Origin of the sequence: Methanoregula sp. UBA64, assembly GCF_002502735.1 — an archaeon.
In the GTDB taxonomy this organism is placed as follows: domain Archaea; phylum Halobacteriota; class Methanomicrobia; order Methanomicrobiales; family Methanospirillaceae; genus Methanoregula.
This window is the reverse complement of record NZ_DAQC01000001.1, coordinates 1041219-1061189: the sequence shown is the minus strand read 5'-3', so window position 1 is coordinate 1061189 and position 19971 is coordinate 1041219. Positions and strand designations below refer to the sequence as shown.

Here is a 19971-nt window from a genome sequence, read left to right as displayed (position 1 = left end):
GAGGGTGACCCCCTCTTAGAAAAAACGAAGGAGGGGGGGGTGGGGGCCACCCCCTTCCCCTTTTGTCCGCAAAACCGGTCGTGTTCTCCAAAATCCCGGCCTGTATTTCGCATGGAACCACGACGGAAAAGCCAAATGTGGCAGGTTCATCATTTTTGATGAGGGGGGTTGTTTTGGGCCGGATGGGGGAGGGGGGTACCCCCCTGCCGGCCCGGCACATGGGGGGGAGGGTGATCCCCTCTTAGAAAAAAAAGGGAGAGGGGGTGGGGGTCACCCCCCTCCCCCCGGGTCCGGATCCGGAAAACAGAGATCGAATGTTTGGATTCTGCAATACGCTTCCTGAATTCCATAATGACAGGTCATCCGGTTTTGGAAAAATTCTGGAGAAACGGGATTGCGACAGTCAGCCCTCAAATGCCATTCCCCCTGGCGCATTCGGGGTGGATTAATTGCCGAAAACGGGCGAGGAGCTCCTTCCCTGTGGGGAAATAATTATCCCGTCCTGACAGAAAGGAAGAGAATGCGGTTATGACCGGGACGGGAAAATGAAGATCTACCTGGATGTCTGCTGTTTGTGCAGACCGTTTGATTCGAAAACCCAGCCACGGATCCATATGGAGATGGAAGCGGTAATTGCACTTCTGGACCGGTGCAGGCTTGACTGGGAACTGATCTCAAGCGATGTGATCGCGTATGAAATCTTTCAGATTCCAGATCAAAACCGGTTACTCCACGTCCGTGAAATCACCTCGCTTGCGCGGGAAACCGTCGAATGGGATGACCGTCTGGAAGAGCGGGCCGACATCCTGGCAGCATCCGGAATTGACGCAATGGACGCATTGCATGTCGCCTGCGCCGAGCGGGCCGGTGCGGTGTTTGTGACAACGGATGACCTGTTGATAAAAAATATCAAGAGGATGAGCAACAATACCACTGTACGTGTATGCAACCCGGTCGATCTGTACCTGGAGGTGAAAAAGAATGAAGACCAGAACTCTCCATGAAATTCATACAGAAGGTATGGATGCGCTCTTAAAAGCACTCGGCCCGGTAGATATGATCCGGTTCCTTCAGATGTTTGACGAAGGCAAGGGGGATTATACCAAAGAGCGGAAAACCTGGCTGAAAAAGGATGTGCATGAAATATCCCGTGAAATACGGGATATGAAAAAGAAGCAGCTGATCTGAGACTCCTGTTTTCCCGGGGATCCCCGGTAATCTTGCAAGAGTCTGCGAATCTCTTTTTTATCCCTCAAAATATGACAGGAATGTCGGTTTTTCTAGATCATCCCCGGCCCGATCTCGTCCTCATTCCCGAGATTATCCGGGTGGATCTCCTGCCGGATCACGAGAGCCAGGATAAGGATGACAATCCCGAGCACGAACGACCCGAAGAATGCAAGGTCAAAACCCGCCGAGATCACCGGTTTTTGGAGCTCAACCGGCGACAGGTGTGTCACATCGTGGTTTGCCGCAATCGTGTTGACGCCCCAGAGGAAGATCATGTTGAAGACGGCGATCCCGAGCGTGAGCGGGGCGAAGCGTTCCAGGCTCGTGAGGCTCGATACCATGCCATGCCGGGTCTTTGCCACCGCGTTCATGATGAGGTTCGAGGCCGGCGTTACCATGAGCCCGAGGCCAAGGCCGATCAGGGCCAGGCAGCCCACCACGTACAGCATGGCCGTATCGGCGTGGAGCCGCATAATGCAGAAATACCCGGCAACAAGAAGGACCCCGGCCGCAATGCAGAGCTTTTTCGGGCCCACCCGGTTAAAGAGCATCCCGGAAAGCATCCCGGCAGCCATCATGGCCACGGAAAGCGCCGTCATGATCAGCCCCGCCGTCGACGTATCCACATCGCGGATGTATTTTAAGTAGAACGGCAGGAGGTAGTTGATCCCCGCGTAGCTGAAGAAGACAAGCGAGAGCAGGATGTTGATGGCAAGGAAGTTCCTGTTCTTGAAGAGCGAGAGGTCGAGGAGGGGATCCGTGACCCGGCATTCCTGCCACACGAAGCCCGCGAGCAGGAGGACGGTGAGTACGGCAAGGCCGAGGATGATCGGCGAGGTCCACCCCATACTCTCGCCTTCCGAGACCACGAAGAGCAGGGAGGCAAGGCCGGTAAACGCGAGCAGGGCGCCGGTCCGGTCAAAGCCCGCAAGGCTCCCGCTGCTCTCCCGAACCGGGATCACCTTTGCCCCGAGCAGGATTGCGCAGATCCCTATCGGCACATTGATGAAGAAGATCCAGTGCCACGACAGGTACTGGACCAGCACGCCGCCGATGGTAGGCCCGAGGGCAGTCCCGAGCGCGGCAAGGGTCATTACGATCCCCATCGCCTTTCCCTTCTGGTCCATCGGGATAAAGGCCGTGACCATGGCAGGCCCGATCGCGGTGATCATGGCCCCGCCGACCGCCTGGAACATCCGGGACGCTACCAGGATCCCAAGGGAGTTTAAGAGTTCCGGCAGGAGTCCGCAGGCAAGCGAGCCCAGGGTAAAGATCACAAACCCGGCCAGGAACACGCGTTTGAACCCGATGATGTCCGAGACCTTCCCAAAGACCAGCACGCAGCCGGCCATCACGAGCAGGTATGCGGTGGCCACCCAGCTCACGGTCGTTGTCGAGACATTGAAAGCCTCCGAGATAGTGGGGAGTGCGATGTTGACGATCGTGCCGTCAAGCGCAGCCATGAACGTGGCAAGCGAGATGGACAGAATCAGCAGGGTGTATCCGGATCGGGCGGTGCCCGTGGCGGAGGCGCTCATGGTAAGGGTGTTTTTCTCCACGATGTGATGAGGGTTGCGTTTTCTCTTTTCGGGCACACGATGCTGCAATCCTCATAAGCCCGTTCATCCAACCATACCGGTATGGAACATTCCCATGCCGGCCTTTTTATTGCCGTAGTAGTCTTTGTCCTGATTGCCGCCGGGATCATGGCGGTCTTCAACCCACCGCTCGCCGGATCCGGTGCCCCGGGCCCCGGCGCAGGTGCCGTTATGCTCACCGGCGTCCCCGATGTGATGCAGTCCCAGACCTGGTCCTGCGGGGCGGGGTCGTTTAAGGCCGTGCTTGGCTATTACGGGATCTCGGCCTTTGAGTCCGATCTGATCGTCCTCCTCAACACCACGCCTTCCCACGGGACGTACCCCTGGGACATGGTGAACGCTTCAGAGAAACTCGGCCTCTCTGCGCACTGGCGCGAGAACGTGACGCTCGACGAGGTCCGGGCCTCGCTCGACGCGGGCGTTCCCGTGATCATCGACGGGCAGCGGTACCAGGACGCGAACAAGTCCTGGGACGATACCTGGGATACCGGCCACTACATGGTGGTCATGGGGATGGACGACCGGAACGTGTATCTCGAAGACCCGGCCGTTCTCGGGTCGCGCCTGTCCGTGCCCCGGGATACGTTTGTTGCCCTCTGGCACGACTACGAGAGCGATCTCCCGGTCCCGCCCGGCGCCCACAAGTACTACCATATCGGGGTCTTCGTGAACGGGACGGTCCCCGCGAACCGCCCGGCATATCTCAATATCACCGATACCTACCCGGCGGTCTGGAAAGATCAGGTTGTCCGGCTGTAACGCGGGTCAGCCCCGCCCTCTCCTTTTTTACCCGGTCACCCCGGGCCGCAGACGCCTGGTTTTATTATGCACGTAAACGGACAAACATATCAAGAGCCAGATCCAATGATCTGTGACATTACCGGGGTACCGTTACATGGCAGCAGCACAACCCATGGATCAGCGTGAAGTCGAAACGCTCCAGTATTACTTGAAAGAATACGGCCAGCAGGCCGAGGTCTTTGCGAGCCAGCTCGAACTCATGGACAACGGCCGCATGGAAGCGCTTGCCGCGATCGAGGCGCTCCAGGCACTCGTCGAGTCCGATGATGGCACCGTCCTCCTCCAGATCGGCGGCGGGGCGAGCCTCAAGGCAAAAATTGTCGAGCCGGACAAGGTTCTGTTAAACATCGGATCCGATGTGATCGTAGAGAAGCCCAACGCGGCCGCGATCGAGTACTTAAAAGACCGGATCACGGAGCTTGAAGCCTCCCAGAAGAAGGTGGCAGAGGCACTGGAGAAGCTCCGCACCCAGATGAACGAGATCGCAAAGCGCCTCGAACAGGGCTATGCACAGGCACAGGCAGCAGCGGGCGGCAGCCACGCGGGCCATGCGCATGTCCACAGCGAGGACGAAGACGAAGAATAACCCCGGATAGAGGATCGTTCGTTTCATGTTTTCAGGGCTCAAGGAACGGCTGCAGGCCGCACGGAACCGGCTTGGCGGCAGCATCGGGGCGGCAGCCACAGCCCAGGCTCCGGCAGCGGCCGGTCAGCCGGTCAGCGGTGCTCCCGCACCGGCCCCGGCCGGTACGGCCCCCGCACAGCAGGAAGGCCCGTCCTTTACCGACAAAGTCAAGTTTTTGATCATCGACCGCGAGCTCGTGGTCTCTGAAAAGGACGTAGCCGATGCTCTGGGCGAACTGGAGATGACGCTCCTCGAGAGCGATGTCGCCCTCCCGGTGACCGATGCGATCATCACTGACGTAAGAAAGAGCCTGGTCGGGAAGCACCGCAAGATCGGGGAATCGGTCGATGCCCTCGTGGTCGGGGCCCTGAAATCCGCACTCTTAAACGTGCTCGGCAAGGGCTTTGACCTGACTGCCTATATCAAGGCCCACGAACGCCCGGTAAAGATCCTCTTTACCGGCGTCAACGGCACGGGAAAGACCACGACCGTTGCAAAGATCGGGGCGTATCTCAAGAAGGAGGGGTTCTCGGTCGTGATCGGCGCCGGCGATACGTTCCGGGCCGGGGCCATCGAACAGATCGGCGTGCATGCCGAACGGCTCGGCATCAAGGTGATCGAGCACCAGACCGGTGCCGACCCGTCGGCCGTGCTCTTCGATACCGTGCAGTACGCCATCGCCCACAAGACCGATGTGGTTCTTGCCGATACCGCAGGCAGGTTCCACACCAAGTCCAACCTCATGAGCCAGCTCGACAAGATCCGGCGCGTGATGAAGCCCGATCTCATCGTGTATGTTGACGAGGCAGTGGCGGGGAACGACGCGGTGGTCCGGGCAGCGGAGTTCGACAAGACGGTCGGCGCCGATGCCATCGTGCTCACCAAGGCCGACATGGACTCCCGGGGCGGGGCGGCGATCTCGATCGCCCATACGATAGGAAAACCCCTGCTCTTTTTGGGCACCGGCCAGGCCTACGAGGACATCGTGCCCTTCGATCCCGATACGGTGGTCGAGGAACTCTTCGGAGGCGCGTAACCATGATGGACAACCTCTCGGAGTCGCTCAAGGCGGCCTTAAAGAAGCTGGCCGGGAAAGCGGTCGTCGACCGTGCTGCTGTCGACGAGCTGGTAAAAAACCTCCAGCGGGCGCTCCTTGCAGCGGACGTGAACGTCAAGCTCGTGATGGAGCTCTCGAAAGCCGTCCGGACCCGGTCGCTCGACGAGGAACTCCCGAAGAACACCAATGTCCGGGAGCACGTGCTGCGGATTGTGTACCAGGAGCTCGTCCGCCTCGTCTATGCAACGGCCGACTTAAAACTCGAACCGCAGGTCATCTTAATGGCCGGCCTCCAGGGGAGCGGCAAGACCACGACCACGGCAAAGATCGCCCGCTACTTCCAGAAGAAGGGCATGAAGGTCGGGGTCATCTGCGCCGATACGTTCCGGCCCGGGGCCTACGACCAGATATCCACGCTCTGCGTGCAGGTTAATATCCCCTGTTTTGGCGACCCGAAGGCAACCGATGCCCGGAAGATCACTACCGAAGGGCTCGTTGCGCTTAAGGACCAGGAAGTCATCATCGTCGATACCCAGGGCCGGCACGCGCTTGAACCCGACCTCATCCAGGAGATCATCGACTTAAACAGGATCACGAAAGCCACCCACCGCTGGCTCGTGATCGATGCCGCGCTCGGCCAGCAGGCAAGCGAGCAGGCGAAACGGTTCCACGAAGCGATCGGGATCGACGGCGTGATCATCACGAAGATGGACGGGACCGCAAAAGGCGGCGGCGCCATATCGGCCGTTGCCGAGACAAAGAGCGGGATCGTCTTTGTCGGTGCGGGAGAGACGATCGAGAACCTCGAACGCTTCGATGCAAACGGGTTCATCTCCCGGCTTCTCGGGATGGGCGACCTCCAGGCCTTGATGGAAAAGGCCAAGGAAGCCCAGATGGGCGAAGAGATGGACATGGAAGCGATGATGAAGGGCAAGTTTACCCTTCGCGACATGTACAAGCAGCTCGAAGCCCTGAATAAGATGGGCCCGTTAAAGCAGATCATGAACATGCTCCCGATGGGGAACATGAACCTGCCCGAGGGGGTCTACGATGTGACGAGCACGAAGATGGTCCGGTACCGGATCCTCATGGACTCGATGACCCCAAAGGAGCTCGACGATCCTTCCACCATCAACAGCTCCCGGATGCAGCGAATCGCCCGGGGTGCCGGCGGCACGCCCGAGGAAGTACGGGAACTTTTGAAATACTATAAAATGATGCACAAGACGCTTAAGGGCCTCAAGGGCATGGGAAGCGGCGGGAAATTCAACATGCAGCGCTTAATGAAGCGCTTCTCGGGAATGCAGTAATGGCCTTGTTTGCGGTTGTCGGGCACCTTGCCCGCACGGACGGCGAGTTCTCCTTAAACGACCTTCCCGGGGCAGGGCGCATGGATGTGCTCTGCCGGTGCGTGAATGCCACGCTCTTCCTCTCCCATGACTTACGGAGGGATGCGGAATGCTGTCTTGTCCTTCTCGGGGGGCCAAAAGGGCCAAAGACGGTGATTTTCAGGGGCGACGGGATCCGATCGCTCTCCCCGGACGAGAGAAGCGCCGGGGCGCTCATCAAAAAAGCGCTGTCCATTCCCTGCGGGAGCGAGTTCCGCGAGGCTGCACCCGGGGTATTTGTGAGAAACGGCGGCCTTGAGCGGCTCTTTGCCGAACACCCGTTTGCGGTGCTGGACGAGAAGGGGACCGATATCCGGACCGTGCAGGAGGTGCCGGCAGCGTTTCTGCTCTCCGACCACCAGAACTTTACCGAAGCCGAGGAGGCGCTCATCAGGGATGCGCCGCGGTACTCGGTAGGACCGGTCTGCCTGCACGCCGACCACACGATTACGGTGATCTCAAACGAGATCGACCGGAGGAACAACGGATGGCACTAAACGAACAGGTAGAAAAGATCCTTGCCTATGGCGAATGCTGCGACCACTGCCTCGGGCGGTTCTTCGGGAAGCGCTCGCACGGGCTCACGAACGACGAGCGGGGCCGGGGGCTCAGGGTAGCCCGGGCACTCGAATCAAATATCCCGTACGAGAAGCCGGCCGGCGCCTGCTGGATCTGCGGGAACTTCTTTGACGCAGTCCCGGAATGGGCAGGAAAGGTTGCTGCCGCACTGGGCGAATACGAGTACACGACCTTTCTCGTGGGCTGCCGGGTGCCGCCCCTTGTTGCCGAGAACGAGGAGATGGTCTGGAGCGATCTTGCCCTTGCCGAACCGGAACCTTTTAAGTCGGAGGTAAACCGCGAGGTGGGAAAGGCCGTCTCGGCTATCACCGGAAAGTCCGTGGATTTCAAGAAACCCGATATCGTTGCCCTGCTCGACCCCTCGACCGGGGATGTCGAGGTCCAGGTGAACGCGATCTTCTTCTACGGGCGGTACCAGAAGTTCGAGCGCGGTATCCCCCAGACCCACTGGCCCTGCCGGGCCTGCCACGGGGCGGGCTGCGAGAAGTGCAACTTTACCGGCAAGCAGTACCTGGACTCGGTCGAGGAACTGATTGGGAGGCCGGCCATCGAGGCGTTCGGTGCGGAAAATGCCGTGCTGCACGGGGCTGGCAGGGAAGACATCGATGCCCGGTGCGTGGGGACCGGCCGGCCGTTTATCCTGCAGATCGATGCCCCAAAGAAGCGGACCATGGACCTCTCCGCCCTTGAAGCGGCTATCAACGAGTCGGCCGGAGGCCGTGTCTCGGTTGCCCTCATGCACTGGAGCGACCGGGCAGAGGTGGAAACCCTTAAATCAAGCAAAGCGCATAAAAAATACAGGATCCTGGTCGAGGTTGAGGGGCAGATATCAGCGGAAACGCTCTCAAATGCCCTGAAAACCTTATCGGGCGTCACAATACATCAGCGCACGCCCGAGCGGGTCGCACACCGGAGAGCAGATAAGATCCGGGAGCGTAAAGTCCTCGATATTGAGTGTGTGGGGGAACAGGACGGACAGTTCATTCTCGAAGTCCTCGGCGAAGCCGGCCTCTACATCAAAGAACTCATATCAGGTGATCAGGGAAGGACCATCCCGAGTCTTGCCGAGATCCTGAAGCGGCCTGCACGAGTCAAGAGTCTTGATGTCGTGCAGGTAGAAGGACCACTGGAGGGAGAATAGTTATGGCACACCACAACGGACCCAGAAAGAAAACAAGGTACAAGTTCAAGAAGGAATTAAGACAGCGCGGGCTGCCGCCGGTCACCTCCGTGATCCAGCAGTTCGAAGTTGGCGACAAGGTTCACATCGTAGTGAACACGAGCGTCCAGAAAGGGATGCCCCACCGCAGGTTCCACGGACTTACCGGTACCGTTATCGGCAAGCGCGGCCGTGCATGGATGCTTACCATCCACGACGGTAATGCGGAAAAGATGGTCATTGCAAGACCGCAACATCTAAAAGCACAAAAGTAATTCAACTGTTCAAGGTGATTGGCATGAAGGTAAAGGCTATACTTAGCGAAGAGAAGGTTACACTTCCTGAGCTCCGCGCAGCTCTTTTAGGCGTGGAGGCAGAGAGGATTGCTGCGGAAAAGGAGATGTCGTACGAGTTCCGGCGCAGTATGGACCATGCCAATCAGCTTTCAAAGACCGCGCCCGAGAAATCAAAAGAGCTCGTGGACAAACTTTTAAAGCTCGAGAAGATGAAGCCGGAGATCGCCTACCGCATTGCAAATATCATGCCGAAAAGCCGGGATGAGGTGCGGGCGATCTTTGCAAAGGAGCGGTACACGCTCGAACCGGCTGAGATAGACACTATTATCGACCTGGTCATGGCGCACTTCTGAGGTGCAGATCATGAAGGCCGAGAAAAAAGAGGTCAACGCGATCGTACTGGACGTGCTCATGAAAGGGCACATGGACGATCCGCGCCCCCAGTTCAAGCGCGAGCCGGTTGTTCAGGCAATCGGTCTGGAGCAGTTCAAGCTCCTTGAACTGATCCCGAAACCTAACGTTGTGATCAACCTCCACGACAATGTCTATATCGGGGATTCAGCGCGGGACAAGATCGAGCGTGTGAAGCGCCGGATCGGGTACGACGAGCTGACACCGACTGCCAAAGGCGAGCTGCCTTTCATGGTCGAGCAGATCGTAAAGGACCGCGAGCCGGACTTTGTCACCTTCTTCAACAAGGCGATCTCGATCACCCCGAAACTCCACATGCTTCACCTCCTCCCGGGTATCGGGAAGAAACTGATGTGGGAGGTGCTCGAGTCCCGGACCAGGAAGCCTTTCGAGAGTTTTGCGGATATCTCCACCCGGATCAAGTCGCTCCCGCACCCGGAGAAGATGATCGAGGCCCGGATCCTCGAAGAACTGCAGGACAAGGACGTCAAGTACCATCTCTTTACCACGAAATGAAAGCCCGTAACGACCAGCACTTCCTCATCGACAAGAATGCGATAGGCCGGATTGCGGGCTGTGCGGAGGTAAACGGGAAGGTTGTCCTTGAGATCGGGCCGGGGAACGGTGCCCTGACCCGGGCCCTGCTCGATGCAGGCGCGACCGTCCATGCGGTAGAGCTCGATGGTGCCCTCTGCGAGGAACTGGCGGAACGGTTCGCGGCAGAGATTGCCGATGGCCGGCTGACCGTTACCCACGGGGATGCCACCAAATGCCCCCTCCCTCCGTTTGAGATGGTGGTCTCGAACCTTCCCTATTCTGCGTCCTCCAAGATTACCTTCCGGCTCCTGGATACCGGGTTTACCGTTGCGGTGCTGATGTACCAGCAGGAGTTTGCGGAGCGTATGGCAGCGCCGGCGGGCACAAAAGAGTGCGGACGGCTCTCTATCATGGTCCAGACCTATGCGACCGTCCAGAAATGCTTTACCCTCCCGCCCACCTGCTTCTCGCCAAAACCGCAGGTGCACTCGATGGTGGTAAAGGTCGTTCCCCGGCCGCCGATCTTCTGGGTCAATGACAGAAAGCGGTATGCCGCGGTGGTCCTCGCCCTCTTTACCCACCGGAGAAAAACGGTGAAGAACTGCCTGAAAGGGTCGTCGGGAATCATCGATCCCGCATGGGCGGAACGGGTCATTGCCGCCCTGCCCGAGGAGATCCTCAAAAGCCGGCCGGAAGAACTGTATTTAGAGGATTTCGCAACAATTTCAAATTTCGAATAATTTGGATTTTTTGGATATTTCCGATTTTACCGACGATAATTCCTGTCGTTTTTTTTGGATTTCACGTTTTGTCAGCACAGGACACCACCTGTGACTCCTCTTTTTTCCTTGCGGTTTTGCCGCATGATGGCGGGTACGGGACGAATCGGGGCTATTTCCCGTTCTATCCCCTATACACTGCCGGCAGGTTTATTATAACCGGGTGTTTTGGGAGAGTTCGTACTGGCTCCGGCCCTCCTGTGGTGTTGCATTTTTTACCGGGTTATCAGGGAGGATGACTGCAACGATCTGATCCTTCATTACCCGGCACGTCCATCACCCTGTATGATCGGCCATAGGGATCTGGTGCTGATTCTTGCAGCAGTCGCGGTTGTGATTACCGTTCTCCTCGCGGCAGTTTTCCTGTTCACTCCCGTTTTTAGGTCGGGTGCCGGTACACCAGCGCCGCTTACTCCTGTCGAAGTGCGGTCGTACCAAGGCCAGGACCTCTCCTCGGTTAACGATCTGCGTGAGAATGCAATCAGGGGCACCCAGTACATCAACGACTCCACCTACCGCCTGACCGTCACGGGTCTTGTCAACCGGAGCACCGAATACTCATACGATGACGTGCTTGCAAAATTCCCGCATTACTCCAAGATCGTGACTCTTCACTGCGTGGAAGGCTGGGACGCTACCCTTCTCTGGGAGGGAGTGCTTGTCCGCGATATTATCCGCGATGCCGGGGCAAACCCCCGGGCAAACACCGTAGTCTTTACCGCTGTTGACGGGTACACGACCTCGTTTCCACTCTCCTATTTTACGGACCGTGACATCATTCTGGCCTATCGCATGAACAACGTCACCCTCTCCCCGGAACGCGGCTATCCTTTCCAGCTGGTAGCTGAGGACAAATGGGGGTACAAGTGGATCAAGTGGATTGAAAAGATCGAACTTACCGACGATCCATCCTACCGTGGTTACTGGGAGGAGCGGGGGTATTCGAATTCTGGTGACCTCAACCGGAGTTTCACCCGGGACTGAAACCGGGTACCGTGTGGCTGATTACCCTCAGGGTTCTGCCCTGTCCCCGACAAGGATCTTTTTTGTAGTGATAATAATCCACCTGCGGTTCAGTAGCAGGTGGAGGAAGACAAAAAAGCCCATCAGGAGGCCGGACCAGTCGTGGAGATCGGTGAACAGCGCTGAAGGGAGGACAACGTTGTTGAGCCCTGTCAGCTGGAGGAGGACCGAGTACTTCAGCAGGCCGGTGACCATGCAGATCACAAACGATATGCCCAGGAGGAGGTCTGTGAGCCATTTTATCTTTATCGCGGCATCCATTTGATCACCCTTTCTCCTTACCCATGATATTGGTATTTGCCGGGGCGATCTTTTTTCCCCTCCTTTGCCCCATCATCAGTACCTATGTCCTACGATCCCGCACAGGTGTACCAGCCCGAAGCGGATACCTTCCTGCTCCTTTCGGCGGCACAAGCGGAAGTGCGGCCCGGCGACCGGGTGCTCGAAGTCGGGACCGGCTCCGGCCGGATCGCCGCTGCACTCGTGCAGGACTGCGATATCGTGGCAACGGACATCAATCCCCACGCAGCGTTCTGTGCAAGGACGGAAGGCGTGGAGGTGGTGCGGTGCGATCTCTTCTCTGGCCTCCGGGGCAGGTTCGATCTCGTCCTCTTCAACCCGCCGTACCTGCCAACGCAGGAAGATGAGAAGCTCGACGACTGGCTGGAGTACGCGCTCGACGGTGGAACGACCGGCCGCGAGGTCATAGAGCGGTTTGCCGCAGCAGTGGATGGCGTACTTGCATCGCAGGGCCGGATCCTGCTTCTTGTCTCGGCACTCACGGGTATTGCGGAGGTTACGGAGATCTTTTCCCGGTACGGTTTTACCGGCAGGGAAGTAATGCGGGAGACCGCAGAAGGTGAACTGCTGGTCGTGCTCAGGATAACACGGACGGACCGTTAACTCCTGAGCCAGAGGATCAGGATGATGATATTGATGGCGATGATAAGGCTCACAAGCCCGAGCCCCGGTAACAGCCAGTCGGAGTCCACGAGAAGAAAAGTGGCCCAGAGGAGGCCGGCGAGGGTGATAAGATAGAAAAAGACCAGCTGGCGGAATTTCATAGCGATATACCCGTTTATCGTGTGCTTTGTTGTATTCTTTTTGATCTATGCCGGTACCGCGGCCCTTCTGATATTGAATGTATATATGGGACGCCCGGCAATATCAAAAGGAATTTTCTTCTTTAAAAAAAATCCTGCAAATCCCGTTTTACCCGGCTCATAAGAACCATTCGAGTAATCCCATGGATCCCACTCTCCGCGACGATATACGATCCCGCCTGCAACGGTACGACAGGGCCGTGCAGGCGGCAGGCGACCCCTTAAAAGACCGCAGCAGTTTCGGGCGGTACCGGGCCGGTGACCCGTATTTTGAACAGTATGCCCTTCGTGTTGCATTCGATATAGCCGCAGCGTCAGGAGCGGCAGTGCCGGAGGAATTCCGGAAGGAGTACGACAAAATCACGCGGGAACTGGCGTCTCCCGCGTGCGGGGGAAGCCGGGCTTACCGTGAAGAGCTCTGCCGTGATCTCCATGCATATGTCGAGGTGTACCGGACGGTCCTCTGCTGCCAGGAACTGGGGATGGGCGATGTCCGCACGCAGACCGGCCCGCTGTTCCGGGCGGAGATCGGGATCCTTTTGGCGGAACTTGCCGGGGAGTTCCCGCTGGCGGATCTCGCGCGCGAAGTGCAGTATCTCGATGCTGCACTCGCGGCGATCCATGAGGCAGGACCGGCCCGCACCGCCGGCGATCTTCTGGACGCGGGTGTTCCCGATCCCGTATCCGGCTCCCGTATCCTCCAGAGGAAGAAGGGGCAGGCCGGGGCCCGGTAACGCTTTTTTAAACGATCAGCCGGCGCCGCATCAGGTTGATCGGGATCACCCAGAAGACGGCAGTTGCTGCAAGGATCCAGACGATGTTGAGCAGGAGGAGAGGCCCGGCGGCAGCGAGCGTTGCCATCCTCATCAGTGAGACAAGGTGGGTGAGCGGGAAGAATGCAAGGGCGACATACTGGAGAGCTGCGGGCATGACCGCGAGGGGAAAGAAGGTCCCGGAAAAGAGCATCATCGGGGTGATAAATAGGAACGCGGGATAGTTGAGCGTGTCGATGCCCGGGGTGACCGCGGTAAAGCACATCGCGATTCCTGCAAAGAGGAGCCCGGCGACAAACGCGAGCGGGATGGCAAGGAGCGAGAACGGGAGCGAGACAACGCCGAATGCGACAAGGACCGGGAGCATGATGGCAACCGAGATCACGCTCCGGGTCGCTCCCCAGAGCAGTTCGCCGGCGATTACGTCCTCGATCGAGAGCGGGGTCGCAATGATCGCATCGAAACTCTTCTGGTAGTACATCCGCACGTACGAGCCGTAGGTGCATTCGAAGAATGCGGAGTTCATCACCGAGATGGCAAGAATTGCCGGGGCAATGTAGGTGACATACGGTATCCCGTCGATGGCCCCTACGTAGGTGCCGATCCCAAGGCCGATGGCGGAAAGGTACAGGAGCGCCTCGACAAAGGGCGGGAAGAAGTTCACCTTCCAGGTTTTACAGAAGACATCGAGATTGCGGCGCCAGACCATGACCGCACGCCTGCTGACCCGGGGGATCGAAAAGACCGACGTCATCTTACTCCCTCAGCGCTCTCCCGGTGAGTTTCAGGAATACATCTTCGAGCGTTGCCGGCCGGGTAATCACCCGGCTGTTCCGGCACCGGTCGAGCAGGGTTTTAGCGAGAGCCCGCGGATCCCCGGAGGTGACCTGGATCTGGTCGCCGGCAACCTCGTAGGGAATGCCCGCGTCAGTGAGGCAGGCGACGACTTCGGGCGTGTTGTCTGTCTCCACCATCTCGCTCCCGGCGTATTTCTGCACGAGTTCTGCGGGGGAACCTTCGGCAAGGAATGTCCCGTTGTCCATGATGATGAGCCGGTCGCAGAGCCGGGCAGCTTCGTCGAGGTAATGGGTTGTGAGCACGATGGTACGGCCTTCGGATCTGAGCTGCCGGAGCCGTTCCCAGATCAGGTGCCGGGCCTGCGGGTCGAGGCCGATGGTGGGCTCGTCGAGGATGAGGAGATCGGGGTTGTTGATGAGCGCCCGGGCAAGGATGAGGCGCCGTTTCATGCCCCCGGAGAGTTTGTCTACGGAGACGTCCCGCTTTTCCGTGAGGGCGACAAAGGCAAGGAGTGATTCGGCCCTCCGGGCAGCCTCGTCCTGCGGTATATCGAAGTACCGGGCATACGTGAGCAGGTTTCCCCCGCACGAGAAGTCGGGGTCGAGGTTGGAATCCTGCGGGACAACGCCGATCTTCTGCTTGATCTCCGCGGGGTTCTTGTCCGGGTCAAGGCCAAAGACCGTGAGGGTTCCCGAGGACCGGGGCGAGATGCACTCGATCATCCGCATGGTCGTGGTCTTCCCGGCTCCGTTTGGCCCGAGAAGACCAAAGACTTCGCCTTTTTTTACCGAAAACCGGATATGACTGACGGCGACCATGTCGCCATAGGTTTTAGTCAGGTCGTCGGCTTCGATGATAGCGGGCAGGGGGTATCTCCTCCGTAACCATCAGTGTATCGTCTTTCCATAAAATGCTCGTGATGGGACAAATGAAGGCAGGCGATCGGGCGCAAAGGTAAAAAAAGATCAGGCCGAAGGGGTTGCCACTTCGCTTTTCACGAGCACTATACCGGCGATGAGCACCGCGAGCAGGGCCACGGCAGCAAACATCTGGTAGACATCGGCGGTGGTCGATACATTGAAGATCAGGATATGCCGGACCATGCCGGTAAGGCCGGCGATCAGGAGTGCCCGCACCTCGACATGCTTGGTCCGGAAATAGACCGTCACGGTCTCGAAGAGCACGATGATGGTGATCGTAAGAAGCAGGGAGTTGATCACCGAAACGATACCGTTTGCAAGATCGCGGGTCACGATCATGGTGAGGATCTGCAGTGCCGCATCGTACACCGAGAAGACTGCGATGATCGTGAGCATTGCAGCAACAATCATGTAGAGCGCCATCGGGACGAGCGCAAAGAACCTGATAACATACTCTACTCCCGGCGGGTTCGCCGGTGCCTTTGCAGGGGGATGATCTTCTGGCATACCACACTCACACTCCACAGACAGGTACCAGTAGGTAGACGATGGGTGATTAAAAATCTTGGGAATCGCCGGATGACTGCGGCGGCGGGACTACGGGCTTTTTTTCTGGATCCGCGCCAGTGCCCGGTCTGCCGCATCCCGGACATCGGAGAACGGGTCCTCTTTTGCACGCCGGGCAAGTGCCCCGGCTGCCCGGGGATCGGCCAGTTTCCCGAGGACCTCTGCTGCCCCGGTCCGGATCCGGTCGTCCGGGTCGTCAAGGCAGCGGACGAGGGGGAGGGTTGCACGCCGGTCCTTCAGCCTCCCAAGGGAGGATATCGCCCCGGCCCGCACGCCGGTATCGCTGTCGGAAAGGGCGCCAATAAGGCCCGGGACCGCCCGGTCGTCGTCCAGCCGGCCAAGCGCGAGGACAACGTCAGTACGGAGACCGTTATGCGGATCGGAAAGCAGCCCGAGCAGGGGTTCGACAGCTGCCGGTGAGCCGGATTTGCCCAGCCGGGAAACCGCATCGCGCCGGGTCTTTAGTACCGGTGACTGTAATGCCGAAAATAAGGAGGAGAGGTCGGTCATACCCGTTGCCGGTGCCCGGTCACCGCTCGCATTCGCCGCCGGACTCGTAGGCGGCGATCACCTTTTTTGCCATCTCGGGAGAGATCCGGTCGTGGATGAGTTTTACCAGCGCTTCTGCATCCTCCACGGCAACGCACCCGAGCCCCTCTTCCCCGGTAAGGATTTTTTCCGTGATGTACCCGAGTTCCTCATCGGAGAGCCTGCCGATCCGTTCGGCAAAGTCATCGGCATTTTCGGCAAAATGGTTTGAGACCGGCGGCAGGATCGCGTGGAACATGTGTCCGGATCCCCCGCAGGTGAGGTCCCCGCATTCCGGGGCGAGTTTTTTGAGGATATCGATATCCTTCTGGCTGAGGTCGCGTGCCATAACGATCGTTGTTCCCGTTGGTAGATATTACCCGGCAGTTCCAGATTAGTCTTTTTATCCCGACAGGGCCGGTTCATGAAATCCTTTCGCACATGAGGGCGGGGCGCATGAATGCCCAAGGACAACCGGCCCTGAACGACCGGTGGCTAAAAAAAGGACGGATGAAGATCAGAAGTATTTGTCAATCCACCGCTTGATGCCGGCGATAATTCCCGTGCTGTTGCCGGACGAGGATTTCCCGGAGGACTTTCGTACCGGTGACCGGACCGGCTGCGGTTCGGGACGGCTTGCCTGGATCGGCGGGGGGTGGCTGATGGTCCTTCTCTGGACCGGCTCGCTCCGTTCGGGAATATCTTGGATCATCGAGTGCGATTCTTCCGCTGCGGGTTCAAATCCCCACGAGAACCCGACCTTGTACGCTTCCTCATTCTGCCGGATCCAGTTTGCTGCGGCCATGTATCCCCGGTCTTCCGCCCGCTTTACTGTGTCCTGCGTATCAAGCGTGAAGTGTATCTCCCGCTCAAGAGCAACGAGCTCTTCGTACACACTGGCTGGAACCTTGATCTTCTCCCTGCTCATATCAGTATCATATAGGGATATGCAGGGATACGGTATTTAATGCTTCCTCAAGAAAACCGCCCATATGCCGCCAAATCCACAAACCGGGGATGAATACAGGAAACCGGGCGAAATACCGCATGTACCGCGGGAAGGTTGATACGTTCGCGGGAGGTAATGGTTGATTTACCGGTGTCACAGGTTAGGGCGCCAGGAGAGCATGAGCGATGACAACAATTGTGTATGTTGACGACGATTTCCGGCGCATGCCCCGGGCCGATATGGCAAAACTCCAGAAACTGGTTGCCGAAGGCAGGTATGGCAAGCACAAGATCGCCTACAAGGATAAACAGCTCAATATCGAGATCAAAAAACAGGGGGACAAGATCCAGGTACAGATAATCCGGGTCTCCTAGACGTTAGACGTAACAATATCACAATACTTATAGGGCGGCCGGTGTAACGTGTAAAATACCTTATTCATTTGTTACGGAGAACGATACATTGGCCGGAAGGAAAGTGCAGTATTTCACCGAGAAGGAAGAATCGTTTGTTGACCTCCTCATCGGTATCGGTATCCCACGAACCGTATCAAAAGTCCTCGTTTTTCTTGCAAATACCCCAGAGGCAACATCCCGGGATATCGAACGCGGCGCCGATCTGCGGCAGCCCGAAGTAAGCATCGCACTCCAGTACCTCAAGGAGCGGGACTGGATTGTCACCCGTCTGGAGAAGACCGAGACCATCGGCAGGCCCCAGAACGTTGTCCACCTTTCCCGTCCCATCGATGAGATCGCCGACGCGATCCGGGCGGAAAAGGAGACGGAGATCAAGCAGAAACTCACCCTTGCCCACAAGCTCCGGGACTATATCTGATCCCCGGGGACCGGGGCTTTTTTTGGCACAATCTTGAATTTTAAATTGTTGTCGTGACAACGTTTATCCCTGCATGCTGCACATGAGATCAGGTGTCAGATACCCACGGATCCTGCCTGCCCTGCCTGCCGCTCGGGGCTACGATATCGATCATCAGCAGGACACACGTTGTTCTCATCAATGAGCGGCTCCGCCCGTTCGGGCTTTCCGCCGGCCAGTTCCCGGTCCTCATCAGCCTGATAAAAAAGCAGGACGTAATGCAGGACACGCTTGCCCGGCACCTGCATATCGACAAGGGCGCTGTTGCCCGGACGGTCACAAAACTGGTAACCGCCGGCTATGTCCGCCGCATTACCGATCCTGCGAACCGGCGGACGGTCCGGCTCTTTCTCACCCAAAAAGGCGAAGCCATTGCCCCGGCTATTCTCCGGATCGACCGGGAATGGGAGGAGACCGCCTGTTCGTGCCTTCCCCCGGCCGACCGGGAAAAGTTCTGCAGCCTGACCGGGGCAGTCGCCAAAGCCTGCCTTGCAACCCTTGAGACCCTGGAGGCGGACTAAGTGCCCGATGCTGTTGAATCTGGAAAAGACCCCAAAGACCCGCTTGCCGGCCCGGCCACGCTCGGCGTTGCCCTGCTGACCGGCGACCCCAGGAAGGCGATCGTGAAACTCTCGGGACCCATGATCGTAGTCATGCTCCTGATGTCGACCTACAACCTGGTAAACGCCATCTGGGTTGCCGGCCTTGGCCCGGATGCTCTTGCCGCGGTCGGGTTTGTCACGCCCCTCTTTATGGTGCTCATCGGTCTCGGGAACGGTCTTGGCGCCGGTGCCACCTCGCTTATTGCACGGAGGATCGGGGCCGGCGACCGGGACGGGGCGAACAGGGCGGCCGTCCACTCCATTCTCCTGATGGTGGCGATCTCGATCGTCACGACCGTGCTCCTGCTCCTCTTTGCCGACCCGATCCTGATTGCGTTCGGCGCCGGGCAGACGCTCGGCCTTGCCATCGAGTACGGCCAGGTGGTCTTTGCCGGCACGATCCTCATCCTTGTCACGAGCATGCTCGCCTCCATCCTCCGTGCCGAGGGCGATATGAAGCGGACCATGTACATCTTCGGCGCATCGTCCCTCCTCAACATGATCCTCGACCCGATCCTGATCTACTGGGCGGGCATGGGAATTGCCGGGGCTGCATGGGGCATGATCATCTCTCAGGTCATGGTCGCGATCGTGCTCCTGTACTGGTTCTTTGTCAGAAAGGACACCTACGTCTCTCTCTCGGCAAAGGGCTTTTCATGGGACCATGCAACGATCCGGGGCATCCTCGGGGTCGGGCTCCCGGCGAGCACGGAATTTTTCATGATGTCGATCCTTGCCATCCTCATCAACGGCATGCTTGTTATGACGGCAGGGACCGATGCGGTCGCGGTCTACACTGCCGGCTGGCGCCTGGTGATGTTTGCCATTATTCCTCTCGTCGGTATCGCGATGGCGGTTGTCTCGGTATCCGGTGCAGCGTACGGGGGCCGGCACTATGACAAGCTGCCGGTTATCCATCATTTCTCGATCTGGCTGGGTCTTGTGCTCGCATTGTGCACGAGCGCGATCACCTGGGTCTTTTCAGCGCAGATAGCTACGGTCTTTACCTACTCGCCCGAGACGGCGTACCTCGCCCCGACGATCGCTGCATTCATCGCGGTCATGTGCCTCTTTTACCCGTTCGTCCCGCCGGGCATGATGTCGGGCTCGATCTTCCAGGGCGTGGGCAAGGGCCTGACCTCGCTTGCGATAACCGCCCTGCGGGAGCTGGTCTTTATCGCCCTCTTTGCCTGGATCCTCGGGATTGCCCTTGGCTACGGGGAGCACGGGATCTGGTGGGGGATGGTGGCAGGCGACATTCTCGGAAGTATCGTGGCCTATGTCTGGGCCCGGGCATATATCCGCCGGCTCCAGGCATATGCCTGAAAAATCATTTTGAAAACCGTTTTTTAAAAATCAGTATCCCGCATTCCCC

The 19971-nt window shown here is 58.3% G+C and carries 28 protein-coding genes; 19 read left to right on the top strand and 9 right to left on the bottom strand.

The features are described 5' to 3' along the window. Window positions 1-545: 545 nt before the first annotated feature. Window positions 546-1004, top strand: a complete 459-nt coding sequence (locus tag BP758_RS05250; RefSeq protein WP_292369407.1) for a PIN domain-containing protein — start codon at window positions 546-548, stop codon at window positions 1002-1004. Next, window positions 982-1188: a hypothetical protein gene (locus tag BP758_RS05245; protein WP_292369405.1), complete on the top strand. Its 207-nt coding sequence runs from the start codon at window positions 982-984 to the stop codon at window positions 1186-1188. Before BP758_RS05250 ends, BP758_RS05245 begins: the two co-directional genes overlap by 23 nt. A gap of 92 nt (window positions 1189-1280) precedes the next feature. Here BP758_RS05245 and BP758_RS05240 read toward each other — a convergent pair whose 3' ends face one another. Continuing rightward, window positions 1281-2825, bottom strand: a complete 1545-nt coding sequence (locus tag BP758_RS05240) for an MFS transporter (protein WP_394339194.1) — start codon at window positions 2823-2825, stop codon at window positions 1281-1283. A gap of 45 nt (window positions 2826-2870) precedes the next feature. Between BP758_RS05240 and BP758_RS05235 the strand changes: the two genes are divergently transcribed. The 11 genes from BP758_RS05235 (at window position 2871) to BP758_RS05185 (ending at window position 11444) form a co-directional block, all read left to right on the top strand. Beyond that, complete coding sequence (locus tag BP758_RS05235; RefSeq protein ID WP_292369403.1) at window positions 2871-3587, top strand: C39 family peptidase; 717 nt, start codon at window positions 2871-2873, stop codon at window positions 3585-3587. Window positions 3588-3723: 136 nt separating this feature from the next. Then, window positions 3724-4215 carry a prefoldin subunit alpha gene (pfdA, locus tag BP758_RS05230; protein WP_292369401.1) on the top strand — a complete coding sequence of 164 codons (492 nt, stop codon included), beginning with the start codon at window positions 3724-3726 and terminating at the stop codon, window positions 4213-4215. A gap of 25 nt (window positions 4216-4240) precedes the next feature. Beyond that, window positions 4241-5290 carry a signal recognition particle-docking protein FtsY gene (gene ftsY, locus BP758_RS05225; protein ID WP_292369399.1) on the top strand — a complete coding sequence of 350 codons (1050 nt, stop codon included), beginning with the start codon at window positions 4241-4243 and terminating at the stop codon, window positions 5288-5290. 2 nt (window positions 5291-5292) lie between these two features. Beyond that, complete coding sequence (locus BP758_RS05220) at window positions 5293-6621, top strand: signal recognition particle protein Srp54 (protein WP_292369397.1); 1329 nt, start codon at window positions 5293-5295, stop codon at window positions 6619-6621. Further along, complete coding sequence (gene trmY / locus BP758_RS05215; RefSeq protein ID WP_292369394.1) at window positions 6621-7196, top strand: tRNA (pseudouridine(54)-N(1))-methyltransferase TrmY; 576 nt, start codon at window positions 6621-6623, stop codon at window positions 7194-7196. Before BP758_RS05220 ends, trmY begins: the two co-directional genes overlap by 1 nt. Beyond that, window positions 7187-8419 (top strand): tRNA pseudouridine(54/55) synthase Pus10, encoded by a 1233-nt coding sequence (locus tag BP758_RS05210; RefSeq protein ID WP_292369392.1) that lies wholly within the window; start codon window positions 7187-7189, stop codon window positions 8417-8419. The genes trmY and BP758_RS05210 overlap by 10 nt, the downstream gene beginning before the upstream one ends. 2 nt (window positions 8420-8421) lie before the next feature. Continuing rightward, a complete protein-coding gene (locus tag BP758_RS05205) occupies window positions 8422-8712 on the top strand; it encodes a 50S ribosomal protein L21e (protein WP_292369390.1) in 291 nt (96 codons plus the stop codon). A 23-nt stretch (window positions 8713-8735) separates the two neighbouring features. Further along, on the top strand, window positions 8736-9086 hold the full coding sequence (locus tag BP758_RS05200; protein WP_292369388.1) for an RNA polymerase Rpb4 family protein: 351 nt from the start codon (window positions 8736-8738) through the stop codon (window positions 9084-9086). A gap of 10 nt (window positions 9087-9096) precedes the next feature. Beyond that, entirely contained in the window at window positions 9097-9660 is a 564-nt protein-coding gene (locus tag BP758_RS05195; protein WP_292369386.1) for a DUF655 domain-containing protein, read from the top strand. Then, complete coding sequence (rsmA, locus tag BP758_RS05190; protein WP_292369384.1) at window positions 9657-10421, top strand: 16S rRNA (adenine(1518)-N(6)/adenine(1519)-N(6))-dimethyltransferase RsmA; 765 nt, start codon at window positions 9657-9659, stop codon at window positions 10419-10421. Before BP758_RS05195 ends, rsmA begins: the two co-directional genes overlap by 4 nt. 324 nt (window positions 10422-10745) lie before the next feature. Then, the gene (locus tag BP758_RS05185) at window positions 10746-11444 is read left to right on the top strand and encodes a molybdopterin-dependent oxidoreductase (protein WP_292369382.1); all 699 of its coding nucleotides are present in this window, start codon (window positions 10746-10748) and stop codon (window positions 11442-11444) included. 27 nt (window positions 11445-11471) lie between these two features. On the opposite strand, the gene BP758_RS05180 is transcribed toward BP758_RS05185, so the two are convergent. Then, window positions 11472-11744 (bottom strand): DUF4405 domain-containing protein, encoded by a 273-nt coding sequence (locus BP758_RS05180; RefSeq protein WP_292369380.1) that lies wholly within the window; start codon window positions 11742-11744, stop codon window positions 11472-11474. 84 nt (window positions 11745-11828) lie between these two features. On the opposite strand from BP758_RS05180, the gene BP758_RS05175 reads away from it, so the two are divergent. Then, entirely contained in the window at window positions 11829-12386 is a 558-nt protein-coding gene (locus BP758_RS05175) for a HemK2/MTQ2 family protein methyltransferase (RefSeq protein ID WP_292369378.1), read from the top strand. Here BP758_RS05175 and BP758_RS05170 read toward each other — a convergent pair. Next, the gene (locus BP758_RS05170; protein WP_292369376.1) at window positions 12383-12547 is read right to left on the bottom strand and encodes a hypothetical protein; all 165 of its coding nucleotides are present in this window, start codon (window positions 12545-12547) and stop codon (window positions 12383-12385) included. The two genes, BP758_RS05175 and BP758_RS05170, sit on opposite strands and share 4 nt — an antisense overlap. Window positions 12548-12729: 182 nt before the next feature. Here BP758_RS05170 and BP758_RS05165 point away from each other — a divergent pair, with 182 nt between their 5' ends. Then, window positions 12730-13320, top strand: a complete 591-nt coding sequence (locus tag BP758_RS05165) for a hypothetical protein (protein ID WP_292369374.1) — start codon at window positions 12730-12732, stop codon at window positions 13318-13320. Window positions 13321-13327: 7 nt separating this feature from the next. Here BP758_RS05165 and BP758_RS05160 read toward each other — a convergent pair whose 3' ends face one another. The 6 genes from BP758_RS05160 to BP758_RS05135 form a co-directional block, all read right to left on the bottom strand. Further along, window positions 13328-14113, bottom strand: coding sequence for an ABC transporter permease (locus tag BP758_RS05160; protein WP_292369372.1), 786 nt, complete (start codon window positions 14111-14113; stop codon window positions 13328-13330). Between the two features lies 1 nt (window position 14114). Then, entirely contained in the window at window positions 14115-14975 is an 861-nt protein-coding gene (locus BP758_RS05155) for an ABC transporter ATP-binding protein (protein ID WP_292369370.1), read from the bottom strand. 147 nt (window positions 14976-15122) lie between these two features. Then, the gene (locus tag BP758_RS05150) at window positions 15123-15584 is read right to left on the bottom strand and encodes a phosphate-starvation-inducible PsiE family protein (protein ID WP_292369367.1); all 462 of its coding nucleotides are present in this window, start codon (window positions 15582-15584) and stop codon (window positions 15123-15125) included. 90 nt (window positions 15585-15674) lie between these two features. Continuing rightward, a complete protein-coding gene (locus BP758_RS05145; RefSeq protein WP_292369365.1) occupies window positions 15675-16154 on the bottom strand; it encodes a HEAT repeat domain-containing protein in 480 nt (159 codons plus the stop codon). A 19-nt stretch (window positions 16155-16173) separates the two neighbouring features. Continuing rightward, the gene (locus BP758_RS05140; protein WP_292369363.1) at window positions 16174-16521 is read right to left on the bottom strand and encodes a hypothetical protein; all 348 of its coding nucleotides are present in this window, start codon (window positions 16519-16521) and stop codon (window positions 16174-16176) included. Between the two features lie 168 nt (window positions 16522-16689). Beyond that, window positions 16690-17100: a hypothetical protein gene (locus tag BP758_RS05135; protein ID WP_292369362.1), complete on the bottom strand. Its 411-nt coding sequence runs from the start codon at window positions 17098-17100 to the stop codon at window positions 16690-16692. A gap of 206 nt (window positions 17101-17306) precedes the next feature. Between BP758_RS05135 and BP758_RS05130 the strand changes: the two genes are divergently transcribed. The 4 genes from BP758_RS05130 (at window position 17307) to BP758_RS05115 (ending at window position 19922) form a co-directional block, all read left to right on the top strand. After that, window positions 17307-17495: a hypothetical protein gene (locus BP758_RS05130; protein ID WP_292369361.1), complete on the top strand. Its 189-nt coding sequence runs from the start codon at window positions 17307-17309 to the stop codon at window positions 17493-17495. A 103-nt stretch (window positions 17496-17598) separates the two neighbouring features. Beyond that, window positions 17599-17955 (top strand): MarR family transcriptional regulator, encoded by a 357-nt coding sequence (locus BP758_RS05125; RefSeq protein WP_349680499.1) that lies wholly within the window; start codon window positions 17599-17601, stop codon window positions 17953-17955. 92 nt (window positions 17956-18047) lie between these two features. Then, window positions 18048-18515: a MarR family winged helix-turn-helix transcriptional regulator gene (locus BP758_RS05120; protein WP_292369357.1), complete on the top strand. Its 468-nt coding sequence runs from the start codon at window positions 18048-18050 to the stop codon at window positions 18513-18515. Then, on the top strand, window positions 18516-19922 hold the full coding sequence (locus BP758_RS05115; protein ID WP_292369356.1) for an MATE family efflux transporter: 1407 nt from the start codon (window positions 18516-18518) through the stop codon (window positions 19920-19922). The last annotated feature ends 49 nt before the right edge of the window (window positions 19923-19971 follow it).